At 72.8% G+C, this 18,245-nt stretch carries 17 protein-coding genes, 1 tRNA gene and 1 pseudogene; 13 read left to right on the forward strand and 6 right to left on the reverse strand.

All coding sequences use genetic code 11. The annotated features are described in order from the left end of the window. Positions 1–116: 116 nt before the first annotated feature. The 6 genes from tmk (at position 117) to ACQVFL_RS01420 (ending at position 6,398) form a co-directional block, all read left to right on the forward strand. Complete coding sequence (gene tmk, locus ACQVFL_RS01395) at positions 117–2,438, forward strand: dTMP kinase (protein ID WP_396692145.1); 2,322 nt, start codon at positions 117–119, stop codon at positions 2,436–2,438. Then, positions 2,438–3,700 (forward strand): DNA polymerase III subunit delta', encoded by a 1,263-nt coding sequence (locus tag ACQVFL_RS01400; RefSeq protein WP_431728396.1) that lies wholly within the window; start codon positions 2,438–2,440, stop codon positions 3,698–3,700. Before tmk ends, ACQVFL_RS01400 begins: the two co-directional genes overlap by 1 nt. Before the next feature lie 159 nt (positions 3,701–3,859). Next, positions 3,860–4,189 carry a YbaB/EbfC family nucleoid-associated protein gene (locus tag ACQVFL_RS01405; protein ID WP_396692147.1) on the forward strand — a complete coding sequence of 110 codons (330 nt, stop codon included), beginning with the start codon at positions 3,860–3,862 and terminating at the stop codon, positions 4,187–4,189. A gap of 1 nt (position 4,190) precedes the next feature. Beyond that, the gene (locus tag ACQVFL_RS01410) at positions 4,191–4,496 is read left to right on the forward strand and encodes a hypothetical protein (protein WP_431728397.1); all 306 of its coding nucleotides are present in this window, start codon (positions 4,191–4,193) and stop codon (positions 4,494–4,496) included. Further along, complete coding sequence (locus ACQVFL_RS01415) at positions 4,496–5,191, forward strand: hypothetical protein (protein WP_431728398.1); 696 nt, start codon at positions 4,496–4,498, stop codon at positions 5,189–5,191. The genes ACQVFL_RS01410 and ACQVFL_RS01415 overlap by 1 nt, the downstream gene beginning before the upstream one ends. Positions 5,192–5,531: 340 nt before the next feature. Continuing rightward, positions 5,532–6,398: a stage 0 sporulation family protein gene (locus ACQVFL_RS01420; protein WP_396692150.1), complete on the forward strand. Its 867-nt coding sequence runs from the start codon at positions 5,532–5,534 to the stop codon at positions 6,396–6,398. A gap of 125 nt (positions 6,399–6,523) precedes the next feature. On the opposite strand, the gene ACQVFL_RS01425 is transcribed toward ACQVFL_RS01420, so the two are convergent. Continuing rightward, positions 6,524–8,368: a metallophosphoesterase family protein gene (locus ACQVFL_RS01425; protein WP_396692151.1), complete on the reverse strand. Its 1,845-nt coding sequence runs from the start codon at positions 8,366–8,368 to the stop codon at positions 6,524–6,526. Between the two features lie 125 nt (positions 8,369–8,493). Between ACQVFL_RS01425 and ACQVFL_RS01430 the strand changes: the two genes are divergently transcribed. After that, positions 8,494–8,567, forward strand: a tRNA-Thr gene (locus ACQVFL_RS01430). 198 nt (positions 8,568–8,765) lie between these two features. Here the strand turns inward: ACQVFL_RS01430 and ACQVFL_RS01435 are convergent. Then, on the reverse strand, positions 8,766–9,020 hold the full coding sequence (locus ACQVFL_RS01435; RefSeq protein ID WP_396692152.1) for a hypothetical protein: 255 nt from the start codon (positions 9,018–9,020) through the stop codon (positions 8,766–8,768). A 302-nt stretch (positions 9,021–9,322) separates the two neighbouring features. Here ACQVFL_RS01435 and ACQVFL_RS01440 point away from each other — a divergent pair, with 302 nt between their 5' ends. Next, positions 9,323–9,742, forward strand: coding sequence for a VOC family protein (locus ACQVFL_RS01440; protein WP_431728399.1), 420 nt, complete (start codon positions 9,323–9,325; stop codon positions 9,740–9,742). Here ACQVFL_RS01440 and ACQVFL_RS01445 read toward each other — a convergent pair. Next, positions 9,730–10,350, reverse strand: coding sequence for a pyridoxamine 5'-phosphate oxidase family protein (locus ACQVFL_RS01445; RefSeq protein ID WP_431728400.1), 621 nt, complete (start codon positions 10,348–10,350; stop codon positions 9,730–9,732). The genes ACQVFL_RS01440 and ACQVFL_RS01445 overlap by 13 nt on opposite strands. A gap of 168 nt (positions 10,351–10,518) precedes the next feature. Between ACQVFL_RS01445 and ACQVFL_RS01450 the strand changes: the two genes are divergently transcribed. The 3 genes from ACQVFL_RS01450 to ACQVFL_RS01460 are packed head-to-tail and all read left to right on the forward strand — an operon-like array spanning position 10,519 to position 12,656. Then, entirely contained in the window at positions 10,519–11,025 is a 507-nt protein-coding gene (locus ACQVFL_RS01450; protein WP_396692155.1) for a DUF2231 domain-containing protein, read from the forward strand. After that, positions 11,022–11,540 (forward strand): Hsp20/alpha crystallin family protein, encoded by a 519-nt coding sequence (locus ACQVFL_RS01455; RefSeq protein WP_396692156.1) that lies wholly within the window; start codon positions 11,022–11,024, stop codon positions 11,538–11,540. The genes ACQVFL_RS01450 and ACQVFL_RS01455 overlap by 4 nt, the downstream gene beginning before the upstream one ends. Before the next feature lie 9 nt (positions 11,541–11,549). Then, the gene (locus ACQVFL_RS01460; protein ID WP_431728401.1) at positions 11,550–12,656 is read left to right on the forward strand and encodes a glycosyltransferase family 9 protein; all 1,107 of its coding nucleotides are present in this window, start codon (positions 11,550–11,552) and stop codon (positions 12,654–12,656) included. Between the two features lie 66 nt (positions 12,657–12,722). On the opposite strand, the gene ACQVFL_RS01465 is transcribed toward ACQVFL_RS01460, so the two are convergent. Both ACQVFL_RS01465 and rfaE2 read right to left on the reverse strand, forming a co-directional pair. Further along, entirely contained in the window at positions 12,723–13,574 is an 852-nt protein-coding gene (locus tag ACQVFL_RS01465) for a glycosyltransferase family 2 protein (protein WP_431728402.1), read from the reverse strand. Next, complete coding sequence (gene rfaE2, locus ACQVFL_RS01470; protein WP_431728403.1) at positions 13,571–15,538, reverse strand: D-glycero-beta-D-manno-heptose 1-phosphate adenylyltransferase; 1,968 nt, start codon at positions 15,536–15,538, stop codon at positions 13,571–13,573. Before rfaE2 ends, ACQVFL_RS01465 begins: the two co-directional genes overlap by 4 nt. Before the next feature lie 103 nt (positions 15,539–15,641). On the opposite strand from rfaE2, the pseudogene ACQVFL_RS01475 reads away from it, so the two are divergent. Both ACQVFL_RS01475 and ACQVFL_RS01480 read left to right on the forward strand, forming a co-directional pair. Further along, positions 15,642–15,838 (forward strand): annotated as a pseudogene (locus tag ACQVFL_RS01475) (DJ-1/PfpI family protein); the annotation flags it as partial. 107 nt (positions 15,839–15,945) lie between these two features. Beyond that, on the forward strand, positions 15,946–17,622 hold the full coding sequence (locus ACQVFL_RS01480) for an MDR family MFS transporter (protein WP_396692160.1): 1,677 nt from the start codon (positions 15,946–15,948) through the stop codon (positions 17,620–17,622). Between the two features lie 86 nt (positions 17,623–17,708). Here the strand turns inward: ACQVFL_RS01480 and ACQVFL_RS01485 are convergent, their stop codons facing one another. Next, complete coding sequence (locus ACQVFL_RS01485) at positions 17,709–18,200, reverse strand: NUDIX domain-containing protein (RefSeq protein ID WP_396692161.1); 492 nt, start codon at positions 18,198–18,200, stop codon at positions 17,709–17,711. Positions 18,201–18,245 lie beyond the last annotated feature (45 nt).

Here is an 18,245-nt window from a genome sequence, read left to right on the forward strand (position 1 = left end):
AAATACCCTCGCATCTGACCGGCCGGGGGCGGGTTGGCAACCGCGTCCTAGGCTCGGCGAGCAGGTGATGCGCGACGGGGAGCGGTCCCCGTCGGGACTAGAGTGTTTCACCGGGGGTGCCCAGCGATGGGCCGGCACGTGGAGGTACGGCCATCGAAAGCCAGTTCAACGGCGAGTCGTCCGGCGTGTCGCCGTCCACGGACCAGCCCGCCGGGACATCCGGCCGGGACACGACCGGCTTATCCGGCGGCGGTGCCGCGGGCCAGACCGCCGATCCGAAGAGCCCACCCGGCGGTCCCGCCGCCCAGACCGACCTGTCCGGTTACGGCGCGATCCGCTCGGTGCTGCGCATCCGACCGTTCCGACGGCTCTGGATCGTGCTCGGCGCCGCCTCCTTCGGCGACTGGCTCGGCCTGCTCGCCACGAGTGTCTTCGCCGCCGCGCAGGTGGAGGGCAACACCGCCAAGGGAGCCGCGTTCGGTGGCGTGATCGCCATCCGGCTGCTGCCCGCGCTGGTCCTCGGCCCGTTCGCCGGGGTACTCGCCGACCGGTTCGACCGCCGCTGGACCATGGTGATCTGCGACGTGCTGCGGTTCGTGCTGTTCGCCTCCATCCCGCTGTACGCGCTCACCGGCGCCAGCGGCGCACGGGTGGTGAGCTGGGCGGCGATCGCCACGTTCCTGATCGAGACGGTCACCCTGCTCTGGATCCCGGCCAAGGAGGCCGCGGTCCCCAACCTCATCCCCCGGGCCCGGCTGGAGACCGCCAACCAGCTCACGCTGATCACCACGTACGGTCTGACCCCGATCGCCGCCGCGATCCTGCTCGCCTCGGGCGACGGCATCGTCCGGGGTGTCACCGGCGGCGAGATGCCCACCTGGGCCGAGCCGGCCCAGCTCGCGCTCTGGTTCAACGCCTTCTCCCGCCTCGCCACCGCCCTGGTGGTGGCGTTCGGCATCAAGGAGATCAGCCAGGCGCAGACCACCGAAGGGGAGCGCACCGAGCAGAGCATGCTGCGCCAGTTCGCCGAGGGCTGGCGGTTCATCGCACAGACCCCGCTGGTACGCGGCCTGGTCCTGGGCATCCTGGGTGCCTTCGCCGGTGGCGGCATCGTGATCGGCACCGCCCGGTTCTTCGCCGCCTCGCTCGGTGCCGGTGACGCCGCGTTCTATCTGCTGTTCGGCGCGATCTTCCTGGGCCTGGGGATCGGCATCGGGCTCGGCCCGATGATCGTCCGGGACATGTCCCGGCGGCGCTGGTTCGGCATGAGCATCGTGCTGGCCAGCGCCTCGGTGATGACGCTTGCCTTCGCCTTCCACCTGTCCATGGCGCTGGTCGGCGCGATCCTGGTCGGCGCCGGGGCCGGGATGGCCTTCCTCTCCGGCACCACGCTGCTCGGTGGCGAGGTCGCCGACGAGGTACGCGGCCGGGTCTTCGCCGTGGTGCAGATCGGTACCCGGCTGGTGCTGATCCTGGCCATCGCACTGGGCAGCCTGCTCGCCGGCGTCGGCGGCTCCCGGACGTTCGAGATCGCCGACCTGGGCGTCTCGGTCTCCTCGACGCGGCTGTTGCTGCTCGTCGCCGGTGCCGCCGGGATCTTCGCCGGGATCAGCGCGTTCGGGCAGATGGACGACAAGAAGGGCGTACCGGTCCTGGCCGACCTGTGGGGGTCGATCCGGGGCCGCCCGCTGATGCCGGCCGAGCCGTTCGTCTCCGCCGGGCTCTTCGTGGTCTTCGAGGGCGGCGAGGGCGCGGGCAAGTCGACCCAGCTCGCCCAGCTCGCCGAGCGGCTGCGCGGCGACGGGCGGGACGTGGTGGTGACCCGGGAACCGGGCGCGACCGCCGTCGGTGCCCGGATCCGGTCGATGGTGCTGGACACCACCGGCGACGAGGCGCCCTCACCGCGTGCCGAGGCCCTGCTCTACGCCGCCGACCGGGCCCACCACGTGGCCACCGTGGTCCGTCCCGCCCTGGTCCGGGGCGCGGTGGTGATCAGTGACCGGTACGTCGACTCGTCCCTGGCGTACCAGGGCGCCGGGCGTACGCTGCCGGTCGACGAGGTCTCCTGGCTCTCATCCTGGGCCACCGGCGGGCTCAAGCCCGACCTGGTGGTGCTGCTCGACGTCGACCCGCGGACCGGGCTGTCCCGGGTGGCCGCGCGGAGCCAGGCCGCCGACCGGCTGGAGGCCGAGTCGGTGACCTTCCACGAGCGGGTCCGCTACGCCTTCCTCGACCTGGCCGCCGCCGACCCCAAGCGGTACCTGGTGCTCGACGGCTCCCGGCCGGCCGAGGAGATCGCCGAGCGGGTGGCCCGCCGGGTGGAGGAGATGCTCGGTGCACCCGGCGGCGTCGATCACCCGGACCCGGCGAACGGCCCGGACACCTCGGTCCAGGCCGAGTTATCCCCATCGGAGCTGGTGACGACGGAGCGAACGTGATGCCGGACGCCTTCGCCGACCTGGTCGGGCAGGACGAGGCGGTGGAGACGCTGCGCCGGGCGGCGTCGGCCGCCGCCGCGGTGCTGCGCGCCGCCGACGGCCCGGACGTGATCGAGCCGACGGTGTTCCCGGACGGCCCGGACGAGGGTGACGGTACGACCCCGGGGACCGACCCGGGCGCGGGCATGACCCACGCGTGGATCTTCACCGGACCGCCGGGATCGGGGCGGTCGGTGGCGGCACGCGCCTTCGCCGCCGCATTGCAGTGCGTCCACGGCACCGGTTGCGGCACCTGCCCGGGATGCCACACCACGCTCGCCGGCACCCACGCCGACGTGCGGCTGGTGGTGCCCGAGGGCCTCTCCATCGGCGTCAACGACATGCGGGCACTGGTGCTCCGCGCGGCCAGCACCCCGTCCGGCGGGCGCTGGCAGGTGGTGATCATCGAGGATGCCGACCGGTTGACCGAGGCGGCCGGCAACGCGCTGCTCAAGGCCGTGGAGGAGCCGCCGCCACGGACCGTCTTCCTGCTCTGCGCGCCGTCCACCCACCCGGACGACATCTCGGTGACCATCCGGTCGCGCTGCCGGGTCGTACCGCTGCGGCAGCCGTCCGCCGAGGCGGTCGCCGAGGTGCTGGTACGCCGCGACGGCATCGCGCCCGACGTGGCCCGGTGGGCGGCGGCGGCCACCCAGGGTCACGTGGGCCGGGCCCGGCGGTTGGCCGGCGATCCGCAGGCCCGGTCGCGTCGGGACGCGGTGCTCGCGGTACCACGTCGACTGACCGGGGTGGGTGCCGCGTTCGACGCGGCGTCCGCACTGATCGAGGCGGCCGAGGCGGAGGCCGCGGCGTCCGTGGCCGAGCTGGACGCGACGGAGCGCGCCGCGCTGGAGACCGCGCTCGGTGCGGGTGGCACCGGTCGGGGCGCGGCGGGCGCCGCCCGGGGCTCCGCCGGCCAGTTGAAGGAGCTGGAACGGCGCCAGAAGTCCCGGGCGACCCGGGCCCAGCGGGACGCGCTGGACCGGGCCCTGGTCGACCTGGCCGCCTTCTATCGGGACGCCCTCGCCGTGGCCTGGGCGGCACCGGTGGCGCCGGTGCACACCGACACCGCCGACCTGGCCGACGCCGGTGCCCGCAAGTGGCAGGCGGAGGGGGCGCTGCGACGTCTGGAGGCGGTGCTCGCCTGCCGGTCCGCGATCGAGGCCAACGTCAAGCCCCGGATCGCGGTCGAGTCGATGATGCTCGCCCTCTGGAAGGGCTGACCCCGACCCGCCTCCCACCGGATGCCGCTCCCTGACGCACCGGTCGGCTCCGGGATCCGCACAGGCATCGACACGCTCGATTCTGGTGCGGTACGGTCCGGTGTGCCGTGGTGACGGCGGCGGTACGCACAGTGAGGACGACTGGGGAGGAGTCCGCTGATGCCGCGGGGCGAGATCGACGAGGCGTGGATCGAGGAGGCGGTCCGACGCTACCGCCGGATCGAGTCCCTCCAGGCCGAGTTCGACCAGGCCGTGGCGACGGTCGAGGTCACCGTCCGGTCGCCGGACGGACTGGTCGAGGTGGTGGTGACCGCCGGTGGGCGGATCACCGACGTGCGTTTCCTCGGCCCCCTGCACACCCGGCAGCCGCGTGACGTCGCGGGTTCGGTGCGGGCTGCGGTGGTCGCCGCCGCGGACGCCGCCCAGTGGGCCCGGGAGAAGCTGCACAACGAGACGTTCACCGCCTACCGGCCGCTGACGGGGGCGTGAGATGGACACCCTTCGTGCCCTGGCCGCCCGCCTCGACGAGGCGAGCGCCACGCTGACCGCACTGTCCCGCTCGGTCACCGCCGCCGACCCCGCGCAGGTCTCGTTCGGCGCGGACGCGCCGGGGCGGCCCGGCGAGATCGGCCGGGCGCTGCACCGGCAGTGGACCACCGCCACCGGGGACCGGGCCCGCGAGGCGCACGCCGCCGCGGCGCAGTTGACCGCCACGGCGACCGCGCTGCGCCAGGCCGCCGACCGGTATTCCGACACCGACTCCGCCGCCTCCCGCCGGCTGGCCGGGGAGAGGTGATGGACGCGCTGGACCGGCTCGCCGAGCCCGGGATCGACCTGCTGCGCCGGGTCGACACCCTGCTCGCCGCCGGGGCTCCGGAGGGCCACCGGGTCTGGCCGTTGCTGCGTCGGATGCAGGTGCTGCCCGGTGACGCCCTGCGCAGCTTCCTCGACCTGCGGGCGGCGCCGTTGGCGGGTGCCGGGCACACGGTGCGCCGGCACGTCCACGGGTACGACCACGCCTGCGCCACGCTGACCGATCCGCTGCTCTGGTCCGGGCCGGCTGCCGCCGCGTACGGGCAGTCCCGGACGATGTTGCTGCGTCACCTCGACGACGGCCCGGAGAGCCTGGTGGGGCGGTTGGAGGCCACCGCCGGCTACGCCGACGCTCTCGCCGACTGGGTGGAGGGCAGCCGGCTCGCCGTCGCCCGCACCCTGGCCGAGGTGATCGGTTCGGCCGAGGCGGTCTCGGTGGTGGCGGCCACCTCGATCACCCGAGAGCCGCCGCACTCCGGGCCCTCGTCGCCGGGCAGCCCCGCCGCCGCCGAGATCGCGGCCCGGGTGCTGGCCGTGCTCTGCGTCGCCTACGACGGGGCGGAGACGCTGCTGCGGCAGTGGGCCCCGAGCCTGGCCGAGACCCCGATGCGCGCGGCACCGACCCGGTTCCGTCCCGGCGCCGCCCCGGGCGGGCCGACCACCCGCGTCGGCTGGTAGCAGCCCCCGGACCAACCGGTGCACGGCCGTCGGCGTCGGCCCGAGTCGGCCGTGGACGGGATGCGGTGGCAGCAGCACGGCGCCGCACGCGGATACCCGATCGGGCCCGCGCGGCGGCGCCGTGACTTTCCTGCACCCCCCGCAGGTCTGTCCCCACACTCAACGCTGTCCGGCCCCGTTTGTCCCGTCCGTGACGAAGGATTCAGCCGTCCGGACGCCATCGTCGTACCGGTCGGCGGCCCGGGATCGGTCGAGTCGACAATCATGGATGGTTGCGCGGTGCGGTCACCCGTCACCGCGGCCCGACGCAAATCCGTCGGCGCGTCGTAGGGTGAGGAGCATGGGCATGCTCTGCGCGGTCAGCTTCCAGCGGTACGGGCGTCTCTACTACCTCGACCCGGGTGACTTCCGACCGCAGGTCGGCGACAAGGTGCTGGTGCCCACCGACGACGGGCCCGAGGTGGCGGAATGTGTCTGGGCCGCGCAGTGGGTCAGCGACGACACCGAGGGCTTTCCCCGGATGGCGGGGCTGGCGCAGGAGGAGGACCTGCGCCGGGACGAGACGCTGCGACGCCGCAAGGCGGAGGCGAAGGTCGCGGCCAAGCGGCTGATCCGGGAGCACGGCCTGCCGATGAAGGTGGTGGCGATCGACCACGTGCTCGGCAGCGCCGACGGTGGCGGCGAGCGCAGCACCATCTACTTCACCGCGCCGCACCGGGTGGACTTCCGCTCCCTGGTCCGCGACCTCGGGGCGACCCTGCACTGCCGGGTGGAACTGCGGCAGTTGTCGGCCCGCGACTCGGCCCGGGTGCAGGGCGGCATCGGCTCCTGCGGGCGTGACCTGTGCTGCGCGACCTTCCTGAACGACTTCGAGCCGGTGACCATCCGGATGGCCAAGGACCAGGATCTGCCGCTCAACCCGCTGCGCATCTCCGGCGCCTGCGGCCGGCTGATGTGTTGTCTCAAGTACGAGCACCCGCTGTACTCGAAATTCCAGGAGTCCGCACCGGAGGTCGGCAGTCGCGTCTCCACCCCCAAGGGTGAGGGCCGGGTGGTGGGCCACAGCGTCCCCCGCGACGCCGTCACCGTACGCCTGGACGCCGACGGCTCGCGCTCCCTGTGTTCCCGTGCCGACGTGTGCGGCTCGCGCCAGGCGTACGACAGCCGTGACAAGTCCGGCCCGGAGGGCGTCGCACCCCGGCGATGACCCGGTCCCGGGACGGTGTCATTGACGGGTTTCCCGAGCCCCTGAGCACCGCGGCCCGCCGTACCGCCCTCATCCCGGACCACCGATGAGGGCGGCGCGCGCTCCTGCCGCCCTCATCGGTCCGGTCAACGCAGGACGACCGGAGGTTCGGCCAGGCGGGGACGCAGCGGACGGCCCGGAGCGAGCCAGGACGCCTCGGGGGAGCCGTCGGGGTTGACGCGCCACCGGCGGCCCACCCGGTCGACCGCGATCGGATAAAGGGTGAGCGTGCCGTCCGGGTCGATCCGCATCCGCACGAAGCCCTTGGCGTCCTCGATGCCCTGCCCCGCGAAGAGTTCGTTGACGTTGACCCCGAAGGCGCTCGCCACCAGCAGGTACCCGGCCACCAGTTGACTGGCCACCAGGCCGATCACCGGCAGGTAGACGGTTGCGGCGGCCACCGCGGGCAGCGGCCAGAGCCAGTCGTGGAACGGCAGCGACAGCCACGCCCAGGTGCCGGCGGCCCCCAACCCCACGTGGGCCAGCCCGTGCCCGACACCCAGCAGCCAGTGTCGGACGTGCCGCTTGCCGCTGGAACTGGGCGGCTTGGCGAACAGCGCCGCCGCGAGCACGGTCACCAGCACCATCATCACCAGCGGCACGCTGAACAACCGCTGCTCGGAGGCCTCCGCGCGGAAGTCGGTCACCCCGGCCATGGAGAGCATCAGCAGGGTGTGCAGGATGCCCAGCAGCGTTGAGAAGCCGGGATTGCGCAGCGGCAACCGGCCGAAGATGCCCCAGCCGTACCGGCGGGAGCGGGTCGCGTCGGGATAGCGGGCGGCCAACTCGTACTCGCGGGAGGGGCTGGAACGGCGGGCCAACGTGTCCCGGGGCGGCACCTCGATCCGCTCGGGCAACTTGTGCGTCGGGTACAGGTACGCCCCGCCGCTGCCCGAGGTGACCAGTTGCCGGCCGTCCGGCCCGGTGTAGCGGGCGTAGTGGTGCAGGTCGCCGGAGATCAACAGGCGTACCTGGGCACCGGTGGGCGCGACGATGGTCCGGATGAAATAGTCGATCGAGTCGTACGCGGTGGGCTGGTCGACGGCCTTCACCCAGGCCGGAGCCGGCACCGCCAGGATCACCCGGCTCTGCGGGCCCAGCTTCGCCGCCACCGCGTCGAAGAAGGTGAGCTGCGGGTCGTCGACGTACGAGCCGGACTGGTCGTCGAGCCCGAGCAGCCACCAGTCGGCGGGCAGCTCGGCGGCGAAGTACGAGCGGGACTGGCCGGTCCGCCAGCCGCCGAAGTGGCGGTCCCTGGTCCGGACGAACAGCCGCAGGAACGCGGTCAGCCCGTCGTACCAGTCGTGGTTGCCCGGCACCGCGAAGATCGTCGGCTGCTCGGGCGGCGTGGTCGGCAACGCCGCCTGGTACGGCCCCTTGCACCGGTCCTCGTACGCCTCGTACGCGGCCGACGGGTAGACCTGGTCGCCGCCCATCACCAGGGTCTGCGCCCGGGGCAGCCGGTGCCCGTCCACCTCCAGCTCGCGCTGCGCGAGCAGATACGCCACCGAGTACGTGGCGTTGAACCCGTCGCCCAGGTCGGCCACGTAGTCGAGCCAGAGCCCGCCGTCCGGCCCGACCTGACGGGCGACCTCCGCATCCAGCGCCTTCTGGAGTTCCCGCTTGTCCAGGTACGCACCGAACAACATCGCCAACAACGTCCGCAGACCGGTGCTGATCAGTAGGAACGGCGCGAGCCACGGCACCGGCTTACGCGGGGTGAAGCCCAACTCCAGCGGATCGGTGCTGCGCGGCCGTCGCGCCGCCCGCCCTCCGGACGCCTCCTCGGCGTACGGCCCCAGCGGTGTCGCCCGACCGCTGGCCGTCACCGGCACCGGGCCGGTCGTCTTCTCGCTGGTGGTCTCGGCACGCGCACCGTCACCGGGCGAAGGGTCGACCGGTTCGTCGTGGGGGATCTGATCGTCGGTCACCCGGCGGAGCGTAGCGCCGCGCGGTGTGCCGTGCCGAGCCCGATCGGACCCGATGTCCGGTCCGCCGAGTCCGGGGAATCCCGCTCCGCCCCGGCGTGGTGCGTGCCGTACACTTGGCGATCGTTGCCGCCTTAGCTCAGTCGGCTAGAGCGACGCACTCGTAATGCGTAGGTCGACGGTTCGATTCCGTCAGGCGGCTCGGATGGAAAGGCCCCTGGCCTCGGGAGGGATCCCGGGAGCCAGGGGCCTTTTCCTATGCGTCCGCGGACAGGCCGGGGTGCGGGGAACTGCGGGCAGGCCGGAAGTGGAGCTTCGGCCTGCCCGCATTCGAAGCGACGTGAAGCAGGTGGCTCGCTGGGCTCCGACCCAGAGGTCACCGCTTCGAATCCGCACAGCACTACGGATTCGACACGCCCTCGTTGAAGCCCTCGTTGAAACCCTCCATGAACGCCGAGAAGGACCCGGTCAGCAGGCATCCCGCACAGCACAGCGCGATCAGCATCGCCGGCAACGCGATCCACAAGACGATCGCCCACCCTCCCAGCCCAGCTTTGTTCGGCTGCTGCTGGGCGTACATCCCCGGCGGCGGCTGAGGCGGGTACTGGTGCGGCGGATAGTGCGGCTGCTGCTGGTACGGGTCGTGAGGATGCATCCGGCCATCGTGACCATGGACAGACTCGCGCGGTACCACCGATCGGTACATCCCGGACCACCGAAGAGGGCACACCGGAAGGCGGGGAGCACAACAACGAGGGAGTCACGAATCCGCGCTGCGTTGGGGAACCGCCCAGGGCGGCCCGAACGGCGAACCCGTGAGTCGGCAAGCCGTCGGCTGCTGCCCGTGGCGGCCGGTCACCAGTGCGGCTCTCCGGCGGCGGCTCCCACCTCGTGTCACAGGTGGCGCCCATACTCGACGGCGAAACCACGATCGCGACGCCAGCCGGAGGTCCCGCCGTGCCGTACGCACCAGTCGTCGTCAGCCTGCCGATCGCCGACCGGCACGTCGCGCACGACTTCTACCGGGACGCCCTCGGTCTGGCCGCGATCGGTGAGCCGGCTGAGGACGGCCTGCCCGAGCCGTTGCAGTTCGAGGTCAACGCCGGGCTGCGCCTGATGCTGGTGCCGACTGGTGGCTTCGGCTGGGTGCTCGGCGGCCGGGAGGTGGCCGACCGCGGGCACAGCGAGTGCGTTCTCGGGTTGACCCTGGCCGGTCCGGCCGAGGTCGACAGCCTGGTCTCTCGCGCGCGGGACGCCGGTGCGGAGGTGACGACCGAGCCGGGACCGCAGCCCTGGGGATACGCGGGCACGTTCGCCGACCCGGACGGCCACCTGTGGATGGTCACCGCCGCCGGTGCGGCCGGTCAGGAGGAGTAGAGCTTGCGGGCGTACTCCGGTCCGTAGTGGCGCTCCAGGTCGGCCAGGCTCTCCACCGGGTTCTGTACCTCCTTGACCAGGCGGGCCGTGCCGGGCAGCGGGTCCGTCGGCCAGCTTTCCGGCTGCCACAAGCCGGAGCGGAGGAACGCCTTCGCGCAGTGGAAGAAGATCTGCTCGATCTCCACCACCACCGCGAGCACCGGGCGGTGTCCCTTGACCACCATCTGGTCGAACCAGGGCGCGTCGCGCAGCAGCCGGGCCCGCCCGTTGATCCGCAGGGTGTCGCCCCGGCCCGGGATCAGGAAGATCAGCCCGACGTGCGGGTTCTCCAGGATGTTGCGGTAGCCGTCGGCACGCTTGTTGCCGGGGCGCTCCGGGATGGCGATGGTCCGGTCGTCCAGCACGAGGGTGAAGCCGGCCGGGTCGCCCTTGGGCGAGACGTCGCAGGCACCGTCCGCCCCGGCGGTGGCCACCAGACAGAACGGCGACGCGGCCAGCCACTGACGGTCGCGCTCGTGCAGTGTGGTGCGTTCCTTCTCGGCGGCGCGGGGTGTCGGCGTACCGAGCAACTCCCGTAACTCCACCACCGAGGTGATCTCTGCCGTCACTGTGTGCCTCCCCGTGGAGTTGAACCCGGTGGCGGCATCCAGGCGGGAAACCGCCACGGTCAGTGTAGGCACGCCTACTGTGATGAGCTGTCCCCCCTGATGGGCGGGGGTGTGGCCGCAGCACGAGCCGGCGACGGCGAAACGACCCGAGCAGTGGAGGCCCGGAGCATGGAGAGCCGACTCAAGGTACTGGGTCATCCGGTGCATCCGATGCTGGTCATGTTCCCGGTGGCCCTGCTGGTCACCACCGTGCTGTTCGACCTGATCGACACGCTCGGCGGACCCCGGTTCCTCGGCGAGGTGGCGTACTGGAACCTCACCGTCGGGTTGGTCGGCGGCCTGTTGGCCGCGGTGGCCGGAGCCTTCGACCTGCTGGCCATCCCCGCCGGGACCCGCGCGAAGCGGGTGGGAATCACCCACGCCGTGGCGAACCTCGCGGTGATCCTGCTCTTCGCCGCCGTCTGGGTGGTACGCCTCAACGCCGAGTCCCGGGCCGCCGGTGGCGCGCTGATCGCCATCGAGGTGGTGGCGCTGGGCATCCTCGGCATCAGCGCCTGGCTGGGCGGGGAACTCGTCGACCGGCTCGGCGTCGGGGTCGACCGGGACGCTCACCTCGACGCACCGAGTTCGCTGCGGTCCTCGTCGGTCGGACAGCCGACGGGTGGTGTGCGATGACCCGGAACTGGCGCGGCGGTCAGCAGGGCTGGGACCCGATGGGCGAGTTGCAGTCGCTGCGCGCCGAGCTGAGTCGGCTGCTCGGTGGCCGCCCGGGGCCGCCCGAGGTCGAGTTGGGCGAGATCCCCGACGGCTGGGAGGTGGTGGTGCGGCTGCCCGGCGTCGCACCCGAGGAGGTGGCGGTCGAGTTGGACGACCGCGATCTGTGCGTACGGGCCCGGACGGAAGCCGAGGTGAACGCCGATCACGGCATCCCCGGCGGGTTCGAGACGCGGGGCTTCGAGTACCGCGTACCGCTGCCGTCGCGGGTGGACCCGGAAGGCATCGACGCGGTGATGGACCACGGCCTGCTGCGGGTACGGCTGCCCCGGGCGACCCGGCCCGCTCCCCGCACCATCACCGTCGGTCGTACCGGGCCGTACCCGAGCGGTGCGGGTGCGTCGCGGGGCGTCGACCCGGCGGCGGACCGGGAACTCCACCAGCCGGACGTCGTCCCCGGCGAGTACGACCGGTAGCCCCCTGCCGTGGCCGCTCCGGACCTGCTCGCCCCGGCCACCGGGCTGGTGCCCGACGTGGCCCGGATCGCCGTACTGCGGGCCAACGCGCTCGGCGACTTCATCTTCGTGCTGCCGGCGTTGGACGCGCTGCGGGCCGCGTACCCGAAGGCGGAGATCGTGCTGCTCGGCGCGCCGTGGCACGCGGAGCTGTGGACCGACCGGCCGGGCCCGGTGGACCGGGTGGAGGTGGTGCCGCCGGCGCCGGGCATCCGCGCGGCAGGCCCCGGCGAACCCGAGTCGAGCATGGTCGACTTCCTGGCCGCCGCCCGCGAGCAGCACTTCGACCTGGCGCTGCAACTGCACGGCGGCGGGGCGAACTCGAACCCCCTGGTCGCCGCGCTCGGTGCCCGGGTCACCGTCGGGCTGCGCGCCGAGGACGCCCCGCCGCTGGACCGGTGGCTGCGGTACGTCTACTACCAGCCGGAGGTGATCCGCTACCTGGAGGCGGTGGCGTTGGTGGGTGCCCCGGCGACCACGATCACCCCGACGCTGGCGGTGACCGAGACGGACCGGGCCGAGGCCCGCAGGGTGCTCGGCGAGCCCGCGCGCCCCCGGGTGGCGCTGCATCCCGGGGCCACCGACACCCGACGCCGGTGGCCCGCCGACCGGTTCGCCCGGGTGGCCCGGATGCTGCACACCGACGGGTACGAGGTGCTGGTCACCGGTACCCCCGCCGAGCAGGAGGTGGTGGACCAGGTGGTGGCGGCGGCCGGGGTCCCGGTCCGCCCGCAGGTGGGCACACTCAGCCTGGGCGGGCTCGCCGGCTGCTACGCCGACTGCGAGTTGGTGATCTCCAACGACACCGGCCCGCTGCATCTCGCCGGCGCGGTCGGCACCGCCACGGTCGGCATCTTCTGGGTCGGCAACCTGATCACCACCGCCACCGGGCTGCGTGGACGGCACCGACCGATCACCTCGTGGACGGTGCACTGCCCGGTCTGCGGGGTGGACTGCACCCCCGGCATCTATCCGCACCGCCCCGGCGACGGCGACTGCCCGCACCGGGATTCGTTCGTCACCGACGTACCGGTCGTCGAGGTGCTGGAAGCCGCCCGCGAACTGCTGTTCCGCTGACGGCGCGAGCTGAGATGCAAGGAAGGGCACCCTGCTAACGCCTGGTGTATAGGAAGGGCCCCCTCCTTACATCAGGGCCTCCCACGCCTCGACGTCGCGTTCGGTGACGGTGGTCGGCGACTCCAGGTGGTAGGCCCCGCTGGGCAGGACGCCCGCGCCGCCATGGCGCGCCAGCACGGTGAGTTGGGCGGCGACGTCCTCGCCCTGGTGGCGCTCCGGCACCCGTCGCCAGAAGTCGAAACCGCCGCACTCGACCAGCTTGGCGCGGTCGTACAGGACGCAGCCGCCGATCCAGGAGACCTGGTACGCCCGCCAGCTCCCCGCCGGCACCTCCAGTGCCGCGGTGACGTGCAGCAGGTTCGCCGCCGAGTGGATCTGCGCCCGGTCCCACTCGGGGGTGCCCGGACGGATGCGCTCCGGCACCGGCCGACCGGTCCACTCCCGGTAGTGCCGGTGCGTCTGCGGGCGTACGTCGTCCAGGTACGACAGTCCGTGCACCCCGTTGCCGACGAATCCGCAGCCCAGCTCCTGGATCGCGGTGACCAGTCGGGACAGCGCGCCGGGTTCCAGCCAGACGTCGTCGTCGAGGAAGAGCACGTACCGGGCGGTGGACGCGGCGAGCAGGGCGGCCCGGTGTTCGGCCAACCCGCGTCGGGGCAGTCGACGGGTCAGCAGCACCGGATGTCCGCGATGCCGCAGCGCACGGACCATGGTGGCTGCCGCCGGGTGGGCGTACCCGGGGTCGCCGTCGGACTGGTCGCTGACCACCACCCCGAACCCCGGCACCCCCTCCTGGGCGGCGAGCCCGGAGAGGGTGACGGCGAGTTCGGCGGGCCGGTCCCGGGTCGGGACCAGGACGTCGAGCAGACGGTCGGCGCGGAAGTCCGCGTGGTCGCCGGTGTCGAGCGGTCGGTTCACGGCGCCTTGCCGGTGGTCGGTGGGACGCCGGCACGGGACACCGCCACACCGTCCGGACCGGCGACAGCCTCCTGACCGGCCGCCACGGCGTCGCCCGCAGCGACCGTCCGGCCCGTCTCCACCCCGTCGACCGAGCCGACCGAACCGGCCGAGCCCGTCGAGCCGACGAAGCCGACCGAGTCCGTCGAGTCCGTCGAGCCGACGACGCCGGTCGAGTCGACCGTCCCGCTCTGGCCGTGGGCCCGGATCCGGTCGATGATCGCGGAGGTGGAGCGGTCCGGCACGTACCCGAGCGTGCGGACCTGCCCGCCCAGCCGCTGCACCAGCGGCGCCTCGGGCACCAGGTCGGGCGGGTAGTCGCCGCCCTTGACGTAGACGTCGGGGCGGATCGCCTCGATCAGTCCGGCCGGCGAGTCCTCCTCGAAGACGACCACGTGGTCGACGCAGGAGAGTGCGGCGAGCAGGGCGGTCCGGTCCTCGACCGGGTTGACCGGCCGGTCGGCGCCCTTGAGTCGGCGGACGCTGTCGTCCGAGTTGACCGCCACCACCAGCAGGTCGCCGAGGGCGCTCGCCTGTTCCAGGTACCGCACGTGGCCCCGGTGCAGCACGTCGAAGCAGCCGTTGGTGAACACGATCGAGCGCCCGTTCCGCCGATGCTCGGCGATGATCCCGGTCAGGCCCTCGGCGCCGACCAGCGCCGAGCCGCCGAGGGCCGGGCGGCCCAGCGCGGCCAGCAGGTCGTCGCGGCGGCACACGCAGGTGCCGGTACCGGCGACGGTGCTGGTCGCGGCGAGCTGGGCGAGCTGCGCGGCGGTCGGCAGCGGCGCACCGGCGGCCAACGCGAGCGTCATGGTCGCCAGGTACGCGTCACCGGCGCCCACCGCGTGGCTGGCCGGTACGGGTGTGCTGTGGCTGCGGGCGGGCCGTCCCTCGGCACCGCCCACCACCGCCCCGTCGGTGTCCAGGGTCACCGCGACCACGTCCGCGCCGGTGTGCGCGCGCAGTTCGGCGAGCCGGGACTCGGCCAGGACCGCCCGGTCGACACCGGCTCCGGCGTCGGCGTTCACGGTCACTCCGGTGCCGGTCACGCTGAGCCCGTCGCGGGTCATCGCGACCCGACCCTCACCGGGGGTGGGCTCACCGGTCGGCCCATCGGTACGCCGCAACGCGCCCGGCGCGGTGCCCACGGTCAGCTCCGACGGCCCGTCGCCCGCGTCCACCTCGGGGTGTTCCAGGTGCAGGTCGGTCGGGGTGTCGGCACCGGTCAGCCCGGCGGTGCCGGCGCGGGCGAGCAGTCGGCTCGCCTCGGCGAAGCTCGGTGTCACCACGGTCGGCGCGAGGCCACGCCAGTCGGCGAGGTCGTGCGCGTCCAGCGCGACGGTGGCGTACCGGCTGCGGTGGGCGACCAACCAGGCGCGTACCGGTGCCGGCAGCGCGCCCAGACCGTAGTCGCAGATCACCAGCGTGGGAGCCGCGCCCCCGGCGGCGGCCCGCAGCTCCTCGGTCGCACAGTCGAGGGCGGTGAGCAGGCAGTCCACGCCGACGTCGGTGAGCGGGTCGTCCGGGTCGCCGGAGTCCTCGCGGAGCAGGATCTGATCGCCGGCCAGCATGCGGCGCTTGACCGGGGTGGGACGGCCCGGCTGGCTGACGGTACGGTCCCAGACTCCCGCCCGGTCCAGACAGTCGTGCAGCTCGTCGCCGGCCACGTCGGCACCGACCGGTGCCACCAGCACCGAGCGTCCGCCCAGGGCGGCGACGTTGACCGCGGTGTTGGCCGCGCCGCCCGCCGCCGAGATACGACGCCGCAGGGTGAGGACCGGGGCCGGGGCTTCCCGACACAGTCGGTCGGAGTCGGCGAACCGCCACTCGTCGAGCATGGCGTCGCCGATCACCAGGACCGGGCGCCCGAGCCAGCTCTGCACGACGTCGGCGAGCCGGAGCTGTTCCGCTGCTGCTCGTGCCATGCCGGCGGATCCCCTTGCCGCTCCGGGTCAAACCTGCCCGGCCGCCGGCCGGGTCACGCACCTCGGGGCGTTTCGGGCGTTCGGGGTCGGGAAGGGTTCGGCGTCCAGGACGTACGACGTCGACGTCTCCGCCGCGGACCCCGACCGGTACGACGCGTTGGTGCTGCCCGGTGGGGTGGCCATCCCGGACTTCCTGCGGGCCGATCCGGTCGCGGTGCGGTTCGTGCGGTCGTCTTCGACGCCGGTAAGCCGGTCGGGGTGATCTGCCACGGCCCGTGGACCCTGATCGAGGCGAGGGTCGGCACTGACCCGACCACCGGCTCCACCCGTGGCCGGTCCGTCCGACGCCCCCGCCGGGGTTTCGGACGGACCGGGCATGTTTCCGGTGGTACGGGAAAACGGGCGCAATGACCACGGAGAGCCACCCGGAGCCGGTGCTGAGCAAGGGGCAGCTCCGGCTGCTGATGTTCGGCCTGATGACCGGCATGCTGCTGGCCGCACTCGACCAGACCATCGTCGGAACCGCCCTGCCGACCATCGTCGGCGAGCTGGGCGGGATCAGTCACTACTCCTGGGTGGTGACCGCGTACCTGCTCGCCTCCACCGCCTCGACCCCGCTGTACGGCAAGATGGCGGACCTGTACGGGCGTCGCCCGGTGTTCCTGTTCTCGATCGGTACGTTCCTGCTCGGCTCGCTGCTGGCCGGGCTCTCCCAGGACATGACCCAACTGATCGTCACCCGGGGCGTGCAGGGTCTGGGGGCGGGCGGCCTGATCACGCTCGCCTTCACCATCATCTCGGACGTGGTCTCGCCTCGGGAGCGTGGCCGTTACCAGGGCGTCTTCGGCGCGGTGTTCGGCATCGCGTCGGTGGCCGGGCCGCTGGTCGGCGGCTACTTCGCGGAGACCAACTGGCGCTGGATCTTCTATCTGAACGTGCCGCTGGCGATCCTCGCCATCGTGGTCTGCTCGCGGGTGATCCGGCTGGTGCCCTTCACCCGCCGGAAGCACTCGATCGACTGGCTCGGCGCGTTGCTGCTGGTCGCCGGGGTGAGCAGCCTGCTGCTGGCACTGAGCTGGGGCGGCAACACCTATCCGTGGGGCTCCGCCGCGATCATCGGCCTCTTCGCCGCCGGTGCCGTGCTGGCCGTCGGATTCGTGCTCCAGGAGCGCCGGGTGGCCGAGCCGATCCTGCCGCTGCGACTGTTCCGCAGCGCCACCTTCGCCCTGGCCAACGGCGCCGGGTTCGTGCTCGGTCTGGTGATGTTCGGGTCGATCATCTTCATCCCGCTCTACCTCCAGATCGTCAAGGGCGCCTCGCCGACCCGCAGTGGTCTGCTGATGCTGCCGATGATGGCCGGCATCATCGTGACCTCGGTGCTGACCGGCCGGGCGATGAGCCGGATCGGCCGGTACAAGTGGTTCCCGGTGACCGGCTCGGTGGTGCTGCTGGCCGGGATGCTGCTGTTCACCCGATTGCAGGTGGGCACCTCGCTGTGGGTGGCGTTCGGGTTCATGGCGGTGATCGGTGTGGGGCTGGGCCTGTGCATGCAGTCGCTCGTCCTGGCCGTACAGAACTCCGTCTCACTGCGGGACCTGGGTGCCGGCACCTCGTCGGCGACGTTCTTCCGCTCGCTGGGCGGGTCCTTCGGGGTGGCCATCCTCGGCGCGGTGCTCTCCGCCCGGCTGGCCGCCGAGATGTCCGACCGGCTGCCCGCAGCGGTCGCCCGACTCTCCCCCGAGCAGCAGGCCGCGGTGGGCCCCTCCGGTGGGGCCGGAGTGTCGGTCGAGGACCCGGCGACGATCCTGGCCCTGCCCGCCCCGGTACGCGAGGTCGTCCAGGTGGCCTTCGTCGAGTCTCTGCACCTGGTCTTCCTGACCACCGGGCTGATCGCGATCGTGGCGGTGCTGCTCACCCTGGCCCTGCCGAACGAGCGGCTGCGCGGCGCCGGGCCGGAGGGTGCCACCGGCGGCACCGACGGCCTGGGTGGCGAGGGACCGGCTCCCGGTGGCAAGCCGCTGGACCGCTCCTCGAAGCCCGAGGCCGCCGCCGACATGGAAGCCAAGTCCCAGACGATGCTCTGACGTGGCTCCTGATCGTGGTGGTGTGGCTGTTCGACACGCTGACGCGCGAACAGCCACACCGCCACGATGGAAGGTCTTCCGGCCGGTCACTTGAGGATCAGGCGGTTGGTCTGCTCGAAGACGTCCAGGTCGGCGAGGGTCTCCAGCACGCTCGTGGAGAGCGGCTGCGGCAGCGCCTCGCGGTGGAAGAAGCCGGCGTCGGTGGTCTCCTCGGTGACCCGGGCCAGCCGCCCGTCCCACTCCTCGACCCGAAACGCGGTGGTGAAGATCTGGTACGTGTGGCCGTACATGTTGGTGTGGGTGCGGTCGGGTCCGGTGTAGAGGGCGAACGCGCTGACCCGCAGGGCGCGCAGTCCGGTTTCCTCGCGTACCTCCCGCACGGCGCAGTCGGCGATGGACTCGCCCAGCTCCATCGCGCCGGCCGGCATGGCCCACTGCCCGTTGTCGGAGCGGCGGATCAGCAGGATCCGTGCGGCGCTGTCGCGGACCACGGCCCGCGCGCCGACGAACATCAGTGTCCGGTCGCCGGCCAGGGCGCGGAGCTGCCCGACGTACGAATCAGCCCAGGAGATGCTCACCCGGACAAAGTACGGGGGTTGTCGCGACGGATGTGCCGGAACCGG

It is taken from the genome of Verrucosispora sp. TAA-831 (assembly GCF_050780145.1).
Lineage (GTDB): Bacteria > Actinomycetota > Actinomycetes > Mycobacteriales > Micromonosporaceae > Micromonospora.

What these genes read in the sequence shown, in the direction of transcription:
- ACQVFL_RS01420 (WP_396692150.1), top strand. Translation starts at nt 5,532, where the DNA reads ATGGGCATGCTCTGCGCGGTCAGCTTCCAGCGGTACGGGCGTCTCTAC.
- ACQVFL_RS01435 (WP_396692152.1), bottom strand. Translation starts at nt 9,020, where the DNA reads ATGCATCCTCACGACCCGTACCAGCAGCAGCCGCACTATCCGCCGCAC.
- ACQVFL_RS01450 (WP_396692155.1), top strand. Translation starts at nt 10,519, where the DNA reads ATGGAGAGCCGACTCAAGGTACTGGGTCATCCGGTGCATCCGATGCTG.
- ACQVFL_RS01480 (WP_396692160.1), top strand. Translation starts at nt 15,946, where the DNA reads ATGACCACGGAGAGCCACCCGGAGCCGGTGCTGAGCAAGGGGCAGCTC.
- ACQVFL_RS01410 (WP_431728397.1), top strand. Translation starts at nt 4,191, where the DNA reads ATGGACACCCTTCGTGCCCTGGCCGCCCGCCTCGACGAGGCGAGCGCC.
- ACQVFL_RS01400 (WP_431728396.1), top strand. Translation starts at nt 2,438, where the DNA reads ATGCCGGACGCCTTCGCCGACCTGGTCGGGCAGGACGAGGCGGTGGAG.
- rfaE2 (WP_431728403.1), bottom strand. Translation starts at nt 15,538, where the DNA reads ATGGCACGAGCAGCAGCGGAACAGCTCCGGCTCGCCGACGTCGTGCAG.
- ACQVFL_RS01405 (WP_396692147.1), top strand. Translation starts at nt 3,860, where the DNA reads ATGCCGCGGGGCGAGATCGACGAGGCGTGGATCGAGGAGGCGGTCCGA.
- ACQVFL_RS01455 (WP_396692156.1), top strand. Translation starts at nt 11,022, where the DNA reads ATGACCCGGAACTGGCGCGGCGGTCAGCAGGGCTGGGACCCGATGGGC.
- ACQVFL_RS01415 (WP_431728398.1), top strand. Translation starts at nt 4,496, where the DNA reads ATGGACGCGCTGGACCGGCTCGCCGAGCCCGGGATCGACCTGCTGCGC.